The following is a 12,509-nucleotide window of genomic DNA, read 5'->3' on the forward strand; positions in this document are numbered from 1 at the left end:
CCCACAGGCGAGCCGCGCCGCGACAGCCGGCGAGCCGGCACATACGGCGAGCGGCCGCCCGAAGGCAGCCGCCCGCATGATCGCCTATTCGCCTTAACCCTACTGGGCCGAGAGGTCGATGCCGTTCGCCCAGCCCCAGCGCGGGGTGACCGTGGTGCCGTAGTACCGGATCCAGCTGTCGAGGTCCTGCGTGTTGATGTAGCCGATGTTCTGCATGACCTTGTTGTCGCCGATGTAGATGCCCACGTGCCCCCAGATGCTGCCCGCGATGGTATGGCTGTGCGTGGAGACCGCGATGATCATGCCCACCTGCAGGCTGTCCTTGCTCGAGCTGGTGCACCAGGAGCTGTACATGTCGTTCGCGTTGCCGTACACGCGGCCGTAGCCGGCGTTGTTGAAGACCCACGAGACCCACTTGGCGCAGTAGTTGGGGCCGGGGCAGGGCGTGTAGTAGCACGAGTCGACGATGCGCTTCTGCCCGGCGCTCGCCGCGCTGTAGTCCTGGCCGCTGCCCGCCGCGGGCAGATTGGGCACGCCGCCGCTCTGCTGCTGTTGCTGCTCGGCCCGCCGGCGCGCCTCCTCTTCCTCGCGACGGCGCTGCTCCTCGGCCTCGGCCTCGGCGATCGCCTCGGCGATCTCGGCGTCGCGCTGGGCGATGAGCTCCTGGACCTCGCTGCCCAGGCCGGAGAGGGTCTCCTGGACCTCCTGCTGCTTGGCCTGCATCTCGGCGAGCTGCTCGGCCTGCTGCTCCTTGAGCGCCTCGAGCTCGGCCTTCTGGGCCTCGAGGTCCTCCTTGCGCTGGGCGAGCTCCTCCTGGATGTCGTGGATCTCGGTGATGGCGCGGCGGTCGCTCTCGTTCATCTTGCCCAGGTAGTAGGCGTTCGAGATGAGCTCGTCGAGCGTCGCGGACGAGAGCAGAAGCGCGAGCGTGGTGCTGCCGCCGTCCTTGTAGTCCTCGGCGACGCGCTCGGCGAGCGCCTGCTGCTTCTCCTCGAGCTCGGCCTGCTTCGTCTCGATCTCGGCCTCGGTCTCGTCGATCTGGGCCTGGACGTCCTCGATCTGGCCCATCGTCTCGTCGAGCTGGCGGCTGAGCTCCTGGTACTGGGCCGAGATCTCGTCGAGCTGGGCCTTGACGGCGTCGTACTCCGCCTGGGCGTCGCTCAGGGCGTCGAGGGTCTCCTGGCTCGCCTGGGGCTCCTCGTCCACGGCGAACGCCGAGACGGGGCTGCCCAGAAGCGCCGCCGCGCCCGCCATGGAGAGCATGGCCTTGAGCGCGCTGCGGCGCGAGCAGATGACGCCGTCCCCCCTCATGGGGAGGGGCCCGTCGCATGCGGTGTGGATTCGATCGGTATGCTGCGATGCAGCCTGGTCGTTGCGGTGTGACATACGTGCTCCGAATAAGTGTTGTGTGTATATGTCGCCCTGACAGCTATACAGGATAGCGCAAAACGCACCGCGCCGCGCACGGGAACCCGGTATCCGGCAGGGGCACATAAATCGCTGCCGCCGCGTGTCCGTATCGCGACATCGCACGCCGCCGCGCCGCGCGCCGCATCGAGCCGGTATACTTTTACGCAGCGTCTTCGCGTCGATAGGGAGTACCCATGTCTCAAGCACTTGCACCCCAGGATACCTGCGTCCTCGTCACCGGCGGGGCCGGCTTCATCGGCTCGCACACCACCGTCGAGCTCCTCGAGCGCGGCTACCGCGTCGCCGTGGTCGACGACCTCTCCAACTCGAGCCCCGTCGCCCTCGACCGCATCCGCGAGATCGTGGGGCCTGACGCCGCCGCGAACCTCACGTTTTACGAGGCCGACGTCAACGACCGCGCGGCCCTGGATCGCATCTTCGATGCCGAGCGCCCCGACCGCGTCATCCACTTCGCCGGATTCAAGGCCGTCGGCGAGAGCGTCCACAAGCCGCTCGAGTACTACGCGAACAACATTGGCAGCACCCTCACGCTCTGCGACGTCATGCGTGCGCACGGGTGCAAGTCGATCATCTTCTCGAGCTCCTCGACGGTCTACGGCGACCCGGACAACCCGCCCGTGACCGAGCGCGACCCCAAGAAGCCGGCGACCAACCCCTACGGCTGGACCAAGTGGATGATCGAGCAGATCCTGATGGACCTGCACACCTCCGACCCGGAGTGGAACGTCGTGCTGCTGCGCTACTTCAACCCCATCGGCGCGCACCCCTCGGGCCTCATCGGCGAGGACCCCAAGGGCATCCCCAACAACCTGGTGCCCTACGTGGCGCAGGTCGCCGTGGGCAAGCGCGCATGCGTGAACGTCTTCGGCGACGACTACCCCACGCCCGACGGCACCGGTATTCGCGACTACATCCACGTGGTCGACCTCGCCTGCGGCCACGTCTCGGCCCTCGAGTGGATGAACGGCCGCTCCGAGGTGGGCATCTTCAACCTGGGCACCGGCACCGGCTCGTCGGTCCTCGACGTGATCCACGCCTTCGAGCGCGCCTGCGGACGCGAGCTCCCCTACAAGATCTGCCCGCGCCGCGACGGCGACATCGCCGCCAACTGGTGCGACGCGACCAAGGCCGAGCAGGAGATGGGCTGGAAGGCCCGCTTCGACCTCGACGACATGTGCCGCGACTCGTGGCGCTGGCAGTCGGCGAACCCCGACGGCTTCGCCACCCAGCGCTAGGCCGGCAAGGGCGGCACTCGCTATCAGGACGGCGAAGGCCGGCCCTGCCCCGGACGCGCGGGGCGAGCGGCCCCGCCGGGACCGACCTTCCGCACCATGAAGGGAGCGGCTTTCCATGGCCAACGCTTTCGCCGAATACCTGCAGAGCCATCACGGCGACCTTGACGGCTACCTCGCCTCGTTCTTCAAGCCGGCGCGCACGGGCTGCCCCGCGGGCGACGACCTCGACCGCTACCTCTATGCGCCGCTGCGCTCCTTCACCGAGAACGGCGGGAAGCGCCACCGTCCGCTCATCTGCCTCGCGGCCTGCAAGGCGGTCGGCGGCGACCCCGCGCGCGCCCGGAGCGCCGCGGCGGCCATCGAGCACTTCCAGAGCGCGGCCCTCATCCACGACGACATCGCCGACCACGGCCAGCTCAGGCGCGGCAAGCCCTGCATGTACCTCACCGAGGGCACGGGCCTCGCCATCAACTGCGGCGACATGGACCTCACGCTCGTGACCGACGCCGTGCTGAACGACCCCGCGCTCGACGACGCGACGCGCTTGCGCGTGCTGCGCGAGCTCACCGCCATGACCGAGCGGACCATCGAGGGCCAGGCGCTCGACCTGGGCTGGGTGCGCGACGGCCGCTTCGACATCTCCGTCGCGGACTACCTGCGCATGGCGACGCTCAAGACCGCCCACTACTCGGGCGCGGTGCCCCTCGCCTGCGGCGCCATCATCGGCGGCGGCAGCGATTCCCAGATCGAGGCGCTCCGCTCGTTCGGCCTGGACACGGGCCTTGCCTTCCAGATTCAGGACGACCTCATCAACATCGTGGGGAGCGACCGGGCAAAGGACTGGCGGACCGACATCACCGAGGGCAAGCGCACGCTCGTGGCGGTGCACGCCCTCGCCGACGTGCGCTTCCACGACGAGCTCCAGGCCATCCTGGATGCCGGCACCGACGACCCGGCAGCACTCGACCGCGCCGTCGAGATCTTCGAGGAGACCGGTGCGATCGCGTTCGCGCGCTCCTACGCCGCGGACCTCACCGCCCGCGCCAAGGAGACGCTCGGTGCGGTGGAGCTCGACGAGGGCTGCCGCGCGCTCTTCCTCGACATGGCGGACTTCTTCATCGAGCGCCTGAGCTAGGGCGGCTTCGGAACGGGCAGGGCAGGCGCCGAAAGGGTGCCGCAAGGGCGCCTCGTGGGTGCCGCGGGCGCCCCGCGCGCCCCCTACTCCCTCACGCGCGCCTCGAAGCGCCGGTACATGACGCCGCCCGCAAGCGCGAGCAGGCACGCGACCGCGACCGCCGCGAGGGCGACGGTGTAGTCGCCCGCCCCGAACGCCGAGGCCGCGACCGTCGAGGTGACGATCGAGGGGATGCGCCCGAGCGTGGCGATGGCGAGCACGGCTGTGAACCGCATGCGCGTGAGCCCCGCGAAATAGGTGAGGAAGTCCTTCGGCGTGCCCGGGATGAGAAAGACGACGAGCATGATGAGCTCGAGGCGGCGGGTGTTCCGCAGCCACGCGTAGCGCTCGAGGTGCGCCCGGTCGAAGAAGAGCCCGACCACGCGCCAGCCGAAGCGCCGCACGGCGAGGTAGATGGCAGACGACGCCACCGCGCTCGCGACGAGGCAGAGCGCCGTGCCCTCCCAGAACCCGAACGCGTACCCGCTCGCGAGCTCGACCGGCTCGCCCGGCAGGAACGCCAGCACGATCTGGAGCACGTTCACGCCGAGGACCGCAAGGCGGCTCAGCATGGCGTGCTCGGCCACGTAGGCGTGCAAAAGCGTCGCGTCGGCGAGCCACGCGTAGACGCCCGGCAGGTAGCTCCAGCAAGCGAGGACGATGGCCGCGAGCAGCGCCGCGGTCACCGCGACGATGAGCGCGCGCTTCTGCTTGAGCGTGAGGGCGCAGCGCGCGCTGCCGGCGCCGCGGCGCGCGGGGGCCTTCCCGTGCGGGGCTGCGGGCACCCAGGGCACCCGAGAGGAATCCTGAACCGTACCCATGGCGGTCTCTCCCAACATGTCCCCTCCCCATAGCCGGCCTGCACCCCGCCGCCGCGCGGACGTCGCCGCGAGACGAAAGCTACCTCGATGGTACGGGCCGCCTATCAGGATCAGGTAAAGAATCAAGCAGGGCTTTCCGAAGGATCTGGGCCCACGGCGAACGTCAGGGCGATGCGCGCGCCGCCCTCCTCGCGGTTCGCGAGCACGACGTCGCCGCCATGCCGTCGCGCGAGCGTCCGGGCGATATGCAGGCCCAGCCCGAAGTGCTCGGCCGACCTGCGCTCGCCGAAGTACGGGTCGCACCCGCGTGCGAGCGCCTCGGGCGAGAAACCCGGCCCGTCATCGGCGACCGTCAGCGTGAAGAGCACCGCTCCGGCGGATGCCGACCGGTCAGGACATGCGCCCTCGCCACCCGACGCTTCCTGGGGCGCCGGGGGCTCATCGTCCATCGGGGGCGCCGCGAACGTCACGTCCACCTCGGAGCGCGCATGGTCGCATGCGTTGGAGAGGACGTTGCCCAAGACCTCCTCCACCAGCTGCAGGTCGATATGGACCACGCACTCGGTGGCACCCAGCATCCGGAAGCCGAGGCTCACCTCCCGCCCGCATGAGCCCACATAGGCTCGCACGTACTCCTCGAGCAGGCCCGCAACGTAGTCGGCGCGGTACGGGTGCCGCTCGGGAGCACGGTCCTCGAGCTTGCTCACGCGGCTCATCGAGACCGCATAGGCCTCCAGGCGGTCGACCTGCGAGAGGAGCTTGTCGAGCAGCTCCCGCTCGCGCCCCTGGTCCTCCGGACGCACGGCAGCAAGCCGTTTGGCGTCGCCGGCATCCGGCCCATCCCCCATCTCAGCTGCCGCGGCACCATCCCGCAGCAAGCGCATCCGGGCCATCTCGACCGTCCCCCTGAGCACGGTTATCGGCGTGCGCAGGTCGTGGGCGAACGCGGCATTGAGTCGGCGCCGCTCCTCGGCGGTACGCCATAGCTCGCGCTCAGCGTCGAGCAGCGAGGCGCGCATGCGCTCCAGCACCTCGCTCAGCCTGCCCAGCTCGCGCCCGCGGACCGGCTCGATCGTGAAGTCGAGGTCACGGGCGGCGATGCGCTTCGCCGAGCGCGCGAGCTCGTCGAGCGGGCCGGAGATGTAGCGGCGGTAGAAGCGACGGAACATCACGAGGGCGCCGCCGCCGTAGGCCACGATGGGGACGCCGACCCCGGCGGCGAGGCGGAGCGCCCAGTCGAGCGGCCCGAGATAGGCCCCCTCCTCCAGGAACACGTAGTATGCGACGTTCGAGGTCAGCACGCCCGCACCGAGCTCGTCGTCACTCAGGACATCCGTCGTCTGCGCACGGCCGGCCCGCTCGCGCGCATCGTACGTGGGAAGCTTGTCGATGGGGATGATGCCGTCGGGGTCGTAAGGGCTGCCGTCCGAGTCGATGTAGTCCTGCTCGGTATAGTTCCCGCCCCAATCCGTCACTTCGTAGACCGGATCCTCGCGCAGCAACCCCATGGTCGCATCGACCGCCTGCCCACCATGGCTCCATCCTCCGGTCATGACGCTGCCCGAAGCATAATTTTGGCGCGCGGCGGCGAACGCGACGAAAACGATCTGGTCATACGAGTTGTCGAGGTAGATCGGCGTCGCCGGGATGAGCTCGTCGGTGGCGGCGTCATAGATGTAGGGCCCGGCGTTGACCTCGACGTGCTCGGCACGGTGCTCCTCGGCGAGCTTGTAGTGGAGGTCCATCAGCGCCGAGATGCCCAAAACGGCGACGGTCGTCGCCGCGACCGCCCACACCGCTGCGTAGCAGAAGAAGGCGCGCATGATGGAGGGGTTGCGCAGCCATGATGCCACCCGGTCCCTGATACGTCTTGCATGCATCATGCTCCCACCTTCTCATTTCCCGGCGATGCGGATCGCCTCGCCAAGCGGACCGCCGCCTGCCAGCCGTCTGCCGTCGCCCCTCATCGCGCGCCCCATCGGTAGCCCACACCCCACACGGTCTCGATGAGCTCGGCCTGCACGCCAGCTTCCGAGAGCTTGCGGCGGATGCGGCGCACGTGCTCGCGAACGATTGACGGGTCGCCCGTCGCGTCCCATCCCCACACCTGCTCATACAGGAGCGCACGGTCGTAGACGCGTCCCGGGTTCTTGCTGAGGAAGGCGATGATGTCGAACTCGGTGCGCGTGAGGTCGAGCGTCGCCTGGGTCGCGGGCACCGTGACCGTCCGCTCGGAATAGTCGATGGTCACCTCGGGAAAGACGCGGACGCTCCGGGGCCGCTCCCCGCGCAGGCGCTCGTCGCGCGCGAGATGGGCGCGCACGCGGCCGCCGAGGACCTCCAGCGAGAAGGGCTTGAGCACGTAATCGTCCGCACCGGCCGAGAAGCCGTCGAGCTGGTCGACGTCCTCGACGCGGGCGGTGAGGAATATGATCGGGCAGCTCAGGCACGTGCGCAGGCGCCGGCAGAGCTCGAACCCGTCCATCCCCGGCATGTTCACGTCGAGCAGGATGAGGTCGATGGACGCGCCCCGGGCACCGGAGCCGTCCCCTTCGGAGCGTACCTCTCCGCTCCCATCGCGGCCCATGAGCTCGTTCACGATATGGAGCGCCTCCTCGGCGCTCGCTGCGCACCGCGTGGCGTATCCCTCCATCGTGAAGAACTCATCGAGCATATGCAGGATATCCGGCTCGTCGTCGACGATGAGCAGGCTTCGTCTCGCTTCCACGGTTCCCTCCAACACGGCTTGTGCCTTGCGGTCCTTTCCCAAGCATTCCCGAATCACCGCCAGGTGCCCGGGCGGCATCCGGCATCCGTCTTTCCCCGCCGTGCCCCCTATCTTGAACGCCAAATGTCGAGAATCCGTCTACGACGCACATTTTGTGGAGCGGTCGGGGCGGGGCAACGGGCGATTGAGACGCAGGGCCGCCTAACTTGCTAGACTATAGCCACCGTTGATACAGCCGCGCATGCACGGTGACGCCCCGGCGTCGCGGCGTGCGCGTTTTTGAGGGGAAAGGGGCCGCATGGAGGCCATCACCATCGGCATGCAGGGTCCGGCCGTCGAGGACGTGCAGACCCGTCTGGTCAACCTCGGCCACACCATCGATAGCGCGGAGCTCGACGGGCGCTCCTTCGGCGCGTCCACCGCATCGGCGGTGCGCTCCTTCCGCGCCTCGCAGGGCATCGACGCCGGCGAGGATGTCGACACCGAGTGCTGGAGCAGGCTCGTCGACGCGTCCTACAAGCTCGGCGACCGCACGCTCTACCTGCGCATCCCCAACTTCCATGGCTCCGACGTGCGCGAGCTGCAGCACGCCCTCAACGCGCTCGGCTTCTCGTGCGGCGAGGCGGACGGCAAGTTCGGCCCCCATACCGAGGCGGGCCTGCAGCAGTTCCAGGAGAACGTGGGGCTCTTCGCCGACGGCATGGCGTTCCAGGACACGTTCAACTACATCAACCGCCTGCACCACATCTGGGAGGGCAAGCCCTCGGTGAGCGAGTCCGACGTGCACATCGGGTTCGCCCGCGCGGCGAGCGTGCTCGAGCGCAACCGCGTCGCGGTGATCGGCGCGGACCCCATCGCCCGCAACGTCGCCTCGCGCATGTGGAACATCGCCACCGCCACGACCGACAACAGCGGCATGCAGCTCTGCGACCGCGAGGCGCCTGACGACGTGGACATCGTGTTCGAGCTCGCGAGCGACCCGCTGCCCGAGGACGCCGCGCCCCGCGCCACCGTCGTGCTCGCCGAGTGCATGAACGTGGGCCAGCGCATCCGCACGGCCCTCGCCGCCGCGACGGCGCACCCGGCGCTGCTGCGCATCGAGCTCACCGGCCTCACCCAGTACGGCTCGTTCACCGCGAGCGACGCGCAGGCGCTCGCCGTGCAGCTGCTCGACGGCGTTTGCGATGCGCTGAGCGATTAGGTACACTGTTTGGACTGCGTAGCAGGGGTTCGCGCCCCTGAGCGCAGGTAGCGGTGGGGCATCGTCCAGCGGCAGGACCCCGGTTTTTGGTGCCGGTTACGGGGGTTCGAATCCCTCTGCCCCAGCCACGTGAACAAGCAGCCCGGATGCCCTGCGGCGTCTGGGCTGTTCTCTTCTCGCCCGCGGGGAGGGGGCTGCGTCATCGGATCTCGCGCTATCTCAAGGGGCGTGCGCGAAGGGCTTCCTCAGGACCGCGGCTCCTCCAGCGGAACCATGTCGGTGTAGAGGCGCTCGGGCGCGATGTCGATCTCGCCGGGCCATGCCACCGTTCCATAGGATATCCTCGCCGCACGGAAGAGCGACCGGTCCCGTAACGGCTTGAACACCTCCCAATCAAGATACGGGGACATATCGAAGATCCCCCGCTTCCCATCCTCGAACGCAACGAGCAGACGATAGTCCTCGAGCGGCTTGACCTCGACAACATCAACCAGCGGGATGTCGAATACGCTCGTCATGGGCTACTCCTAACTCAGTGGGTCGATTCTGAACAGTTGCTGGTTATCACGTGCAAGCTCCCAATTCGCCATGAGCTCGTCCCTGTGGATCTCCAGCCATGCGAGAATCATACGCTCCTGTCGCACAGGCATGGTGCCTGCGCTACGCCTGCCATCGAGGACGTAACTAGCTTTATACCCCGAATAACGCGCATGGAAATGCGGCGGCTCGTGATCTGCCCAGTTCATGGTGATGACGATACCGAAGAACATGCTGATTGCCGGCATTTTATCCCTTTCTCGATTTAATGGCATGAACACCAGAAGAGACATGAACCCATTAGCGCGATAGGCGCTCGAGCACGGATGCGGCACCGCGGCAGGAGCGGATGCGCCATGGGGGCACCCCCTGGCAGACCGAGAGCACGCGGCCGTCCCGGTCGATGAAGGCGACGTCGATCGGCGAGCGCATGAAACAGGTATGGACCGACGAACAGCGCGGGAAGGCCATCACGACCGGGAGCCTCGCGCTCGGACCCGCGTCCACGGGCTTCGCTCCCTCGCAGAGATCCAAAGCGAGCATCCCGACCAGGCGCTGCAGGAAGGACTCGGCCACAAGCAGCCGGGCAGGCTCCCACCCCAGCGCCCGCAGCGCGCGCCTGAACCCACACGGATCGGTCACCCGCACCCCGAAGGCCACCCGAGCGGCGGCCCCACGCGGCCTTTCGCTCACCCGCATCGCTACACCACCACGCCCGGTCGCCAGGGGTCGATGGTCACGGCCCGCTCGTGGACAAGCGCGGCGGGCGCCCCCAACCGCACGCCCGCGATGGCAAGGCCGCTCGGCCACGGGCGCATGCGCATGGTGCAGCGGTAGGTCCTGAGCGACCCCACGAGCGCGAGCATCGATGCCTGCTCCTCCTCGCTGCTGGAGCAGGAGACCTCGATCTCGACATCATAGCCCTCCATCGCCGCCGCGAGCTGCGTCTCGACGGCGGCACTCGCGTCGAGGACGGCCGCAGGGTCCGCCGAGCCCGTCTGCGGCGACACCGCCTGCGCGATCACGATATCCGGTGCCACCCGGTCGAACCGCGCCGTCGCGGAGAGGAAGAGCATGAGATTGTAGACGATAAGCGCGAGCACGATGAGGACGGGGGCGACCACCGCCATCTCGACCGTGGCCTGGGCGCGCTCCTCGCCCGCAAAGGTGCCGCACCGGCCGATGCCCGCCATATCAGCCACCTCCCATGAGATCGCGCACGCGCACCGTCAGCGGGACCGATCCCCCGCCGGGCAGCGGGATCTCCGCCAGGGTGATGGTCGTCGAGGCGAGCTCCTCGCGCACGCGGTAACCCAAAGCCTCCATCAGGGCCGCCGGGTCCGTCGAGCCGAGCGGCAGCGAGCGCAGGAGCTCCTGCACGTCGGTGATCGCGGGAACGTCGGCGTGCGCGAGCACGTTGGCACTGTCGGTGAGCACCGGTTTGAGCGAGCGCAGGTCCACCGGCTCGATGTCGAGGGCGCTGACCGCCCCGTCGATGCAATCGCCCATCCAGCGCGCCACCGGGCCGAGCCCTATGCTCTCGAGCCCGCCGAGCAGGTCGTCCATAAGCGACGAGAGCCCCTTGGCGACGTCGCCGTATGCCCCGAGGAGCTTCCCCCAGAGGCCCATCACGTCGCCGACGAGCCCGGCGACCCCGCCTCCGCCCGCCCGAGCCTCGAAGGTGCTGAAGAACGACGCGAGCACATTCGAGTCGTCGGTCGCGGGATCGGGCGCGAGCGCCGCAGCCGAGATCGCCGCGCGCTGGGGGACGACGGCGCCGGGCGCGAGCCCGCTCTCCAGGGAGTCCGGCGAGGCGGCCTCCCCCGACACCACGAACGCGACCACGCCGTCCCTGCCCGGAGGCGCGATGCGGGGCCGCTTGCCCTCGAGCACGGAGAGCGCCTCGTCGAACGCCGAGCCGGCGCCCTCCGCGGCCTCGCGGGCCCGGCGCTCCAACTCGAGCTCGCGGTTGCGCGCCGCGACGTACTCGTCGAGCGCGAGCGTGAACTCGCGGAGGTGGTACTCGAAGCCGTTGTCGATCGAGGTCGAGGCGGCGGGCGTTTTGCCCACGTCGCCCACGCCGAACCGGCAGGTGGAGCATTCGCGGGCGCCCCCGTTCTCGAGCGCGGACAGGGCGAGCGCGGGCCCGCGGGCGCCGGTCGCCCCCGGGCAGCCCGAGCCGTAGTGCAGGGTTAGCCCCTCCTCCTCATAGGTGGACGGCCACACGGCCTCCGTGTAGAGCGACGTCCCCCGCACCTCGGCGGTGTTGCGCGGCAGCAGCTCGACGTTCGAGGTCACCTGCCCGTCCTCCTCCACCACGCGCACCCCCTCGAAGCGGTCGAGCGCGTAGCGGTAGAACGCGCGGCGCGCGGCGGAGTCGGCCGCCGCCTCCACGCCTGGCCCCTCGGGCGCCTCCGATGATAGGCGCGCCGCGTAGTAGGCCCGCGTGCGGTCGAGGGCGACGTTGGGGTCCCAGGTGATGCTCGAGGCGTAATGGGGGTTCCGGCCCGGGGATATCGACGAGAGGCTGCCCGCGCGCTCGCGCATGTTCGCCCCGTCCCTGCCACAATCCGCGAGCCAGGCCGCCTCCTTCGCCTCCGCCGTGCGCTCGGCCGCCGCGGCAAGCTCGTCCGCCGCTTCGTCGAGCGCCTCGGCGCGCTCGCCCAAGGCATCGGTCGCGATCTGCTCGCCTGCGAGCGCCGGGAAATCGGACGCGGACTCCACGGGGACCGTCAGGGCGGTACCGGTATAGGTGAGCGAGGCGGAGCTCTGGGCGGAGCACGTCCGCGTCGCGTTCGCGGCGACGAGGAAGGGCAGCGCCCGCTCCAGCCGCTCGAGCCCGCGCGACGCGGAGGTCGCGAAGTCGTTGCGGGCGTCGAGCATGCGCAGGCCCACGTCGATGGTCTGGGACGCCGCCGCGTTCGCGCCGGGGATCAGCAGCGCCACGAGCCCCACGCCGGTCACGCAGAGGCCCGCCAGCCCCATGCTGAGCACCACGGCGTCGAGCACCGTCGCCGCCGTATGGTAGGAGGCCACGACGTTCGCGCCGGCGAGCGCCGTCGTGTCGGCGGCGACCTGCACGTCCCCCGAGCGCGAGGCGCTCCAAATGCCGCTCGCGATGACGAAGAGCAGCGACAGCACCACGAGCATGGACACCGCGGCGGCGAGCGTGGTGTAGGCGCCCTCCTCGACAAACAGGTCAGTCCCATACCTTCGTCCACGTTCCATAGTCACCCTCCAGCCAGGCGGGCCTCCCCGCGTAGGAGACCTCGACCTCCATGACCACATCGCCCTGCGCGTTGGTCGAGCCGAGCGCCGCGGCGAACGCCCCGAGCACCGGCAGCGGGCGGACGGCCCCCGAGACGGAGACCCCGACCCGCCC

General features: G+C 69.3%; 12 protein-coding genes, 1 tRNA gene and 1 pseudogene. 4 read left to right on the top strand and 10 right to left on the bottom strand.

Annotation, left to right across the window (positions count from 1 at the left end; genetic code table 11):
* Positions 1-99 precede the first annotated feature (99 nt).
* On the bottom strand, positions 100-1,311 hold the full coding sequence (locus tag FS885_RS05810) for a coiled-coil domain-containing protein (protein ID WP_144744139.1): 1,212 nt from the start codon (positions 1,309-1,311) through the stop codon (positions 100-102).
* A gap of 293 nt (positions 1,312-1,604) precedes the next feature.
* Here FS885_RS05810 and galE point away from each other — a divergent pair, with 293 nt between their 5' ends.
* Both galE and FS885_RS05820 read left to right on the top strand, forming a co-directional pair.
* Positions 1,605-2,666 (top strand): UDP-glucose 4-epimerase GalE, encoded by a 1,062-nt coding sequence (gene galE, locus FS885_RS05815; RefSeq protein WP_144744140.1) that lies wholly within the window; start codon positions 1,605-1,607, stop codon positions 2,664-2,666.
* Positions 2,667-2,781: 115 nt separating this feature from the next.
* Positions 2,782-3,801: a polyprenyl synthetase family protein gene (locus FS885_RS05820; protein WP_144744141.1), complete on the top strand. Its 1,020-nt coding sequence runs from the start codon at positions 2,782-2,784 to the stop codon at positions 3,799-3,801.
* Between the two features lie 83 nt (positions 3,802-3,884).
* Here the strand turns inward: FS885_RS05820 and FS885_RS05825 are convergent, their stop codons facing one another.
* The 3 genes from FS885_RS05825 to FS885_RS05835 all read right to left on the bottom strand — a co-directional run bounded on the left by FS885_RS05825 (position 3,885) and on the right by FS885_RS05835 (position 7,389).
* Positions 3,885-4,679 carry a TVP38/TMEM64 family protein gene (locus tag FS885_RS05825; RefSeq protein ID WP_246060816.1) on the bottom strand — a complete coding sequence of 265 codons (795 nt, stop codon included), beginning with the start codon at positions 4,677-4,679 and terminating at the stop codon, positions 3,885-3,887.
* Positions 4,680-4,783: 104 nt separating this feature from the next.
* Positions 4,784-6,544 carry a HAMP domain-containing sensor histidine kinase gene (locus tag FS885_RS05830; RefSeq protein ID WP_246060817.1) on the bottom strand — a complete coding sequence of 587 codons (1,761 nt, stop codon included), beginning with the start codon at positions 6,542-6,544 and terminating at the stop codon, positions 4,784-4,786.
* An 80-nt stretch (positions 6,545-6,624) separates the two neighbouring features.
* Entirely contained in the window at positions 6,625-7,389 is a 765-nt protein-coding gene (locus tag FS885_RS05835) for a response regulator transcription factor (protein ID WP_246060818.1), read from the bottom strand.
* 298 nt (positions 7,390-7,687) lie between these two features.
* On the opposite strand from FS885_RS05835, the gene FS885_RS05840 reads away from it, so the two are divergent.
* Both FS885_RS05840 and FS885_RS05845 read left to right on the top strand, forming a co-directional pair.
* On the top strand, positions 7,688-8,590 hold the full coding sequence (locus FS885_RS05840; RefSeq protein ID WP_186365795.1) for a peptidoglycan-binding domain-containing protein: 903 nt from the start codon (positions 7,688-7,690) through the stop codon (positions 8,588-8,590).
* A 54-nt stretch (positions 8,591-8,644) separates the two neighbouring features.
* A tRNA-Gln gene (locus FS885_RS05845) sits at positions 8,645-8,718 on the top strand.
* A gap of 117 nt (positions 8,719-8,835) precedes the next feature.
* Here the strand turns inward: FS885_RS05845 and FS885_RS05850 are convergent.
* From FS885_RS05850 to FS885_RS05875, 6 genes and pseudogenes are all read right to left on the bottom strand, one after another.
* Positions 8,836-9,108 (bottom strand): DUF2442 domain-containing protein, encoded by a 273-nt coding sequence (locus tag FS885_RS05850; protein WP_144744143.1) that lies wholly within the window; start codon positions 9,106-9,108, stop codon positions 8,836-8,838.
* A gap of 9 nt (positions 9,109-9,117) precedes the next feature.
* The gene (locus FS885_RS05855) at positions 9,118-9,420 is read right to left on the bottom strand and encodes a DUF4160 domain-containing protein (protein ID WP_222419884.1); all 303 of its coding nucleotides are present in this window, start codon (positions 9,418-9,420) and stop codon (positions 9,118-9,120) included.
* 7 nt (positions 9,421-9,427) lie between these two features.
* Complete coding sequence (locus FS885_RS10085; protein WP_246060820.1) at positions 9,428-9,634, bottom strand: DUF192 domain-containing protein; 207 nt, start codon at positions 9,632-9,634, stop codon at positions 9,428-9,430.
* Between the two features lie 194 nt (positions 9,635-9,828).
* The gene (locus FS885_RS05865; RefSeq protein WP_144744146.1) at positions 9,829-10,320 is read right to left on the bottom strand and encodes a hypothetical protein; all 492 of its coding nucleotides are present in this window, start codon (positions 10,318-10,320) and stop codon (positions 9,829-9,831) included.
* Between the two features lies 1 nt (position 10,321).
* Positions 10,322-12,355, bottom strand: coding sequence for a hypothetical protein (locus tag FS885_RS05870; RefSeq protein ID WP_144744147.1), 2,034 nt, complete (start codon positions 12,353-12,355; stop codon positions 10,322-10,324).
* Positions 12,327-12,509 (bottom strand): annotated as a pseudogene (locus FS885_RS05875) (pilus assembly protein); the annotation flags it as partial. The gene FS885_RS05870 and the pseudogene FS885_RS05875, both read right to left, overlap by 29 nt.

The sequence above is a fragment of the Enorma burkinafasonensis genome, from assembly GCF_902150035.1.
Lineage (GTDB): Bacteria > Actinomycetota > Coriobacteriia > Coriobacteriales > Coriobacteriaceae > Enorma > Enorma burkinafasonensis.

Coding starts and splice junctions, on each gene's coding strand:
- FS885_RS05810 (WP_144744139.1), bottom strand. CDS start 1,311: ATGAGGGGGGACGGCGTCATCTGCTCGCGCCGCAGCGCGCTCAAGGCC.
- galE (WP_144744140.1), top strand. CDS start 1,605: ATGTCTCAAGCACTTGCACCCCAGGATACCTGCGTCCTCGTCACCGGC.
- FS885_RS05820 (WP_144744141.1), top strand. CDS start 2,782: ATGGCCAACGCTTTCGCCGAATACCTGCAGAGCCATCACGGCGACCTT.
- FS885_RS05825 (WP_246060816.1), bottom strand. CDS start 4,679: ATGTTGGGAGAGACCGCCATGGGTACGGTTCAGGATTCCTCTCGGGTG.
- FS885_RS05830 (WP_246060817.1), bottom strand. CDS start 6,544: ATGATGCATGCAAGACGTATCAGGGACCGGGTGGCATCATGGCTGCGC.
- FS885_RS05840 (WP_186365795.1), top strand. CDS start 7,688: ATGGAGGCCATCACCATCGGCATGCAGGGTCCGGCCGTCGAGGACGTG.
- FS885_RS05850 (WP_144744143.1), bottom strand. CDS start 9,108: ATGACGAGCGTATTCGACATCCCGCTGGTTGATGTTGTCGAGGTCAAG.
- FS885_RS05855 (WP_222419884.1), bottom strand. CDS start 9,420: ATGTCTCTTCTGGTGTTCATGCCATTAAATCGAGAAAGGGATAAAATG.
- FS885_RS05865 (WP_144744146.1), bottom strand. CDS start 10,320: ATGGCGGGCATCGGCCGGTGCGGCACCTTTGCGGGCGAGGAGCGCGCC.
- FS885_RS05870 (WP_144744147.1), bottom strand. CDS start 12,355: ATGGAACGTGGACGAAGGTATGGGACTGACCTGTTTGTCGAGGAGGGC.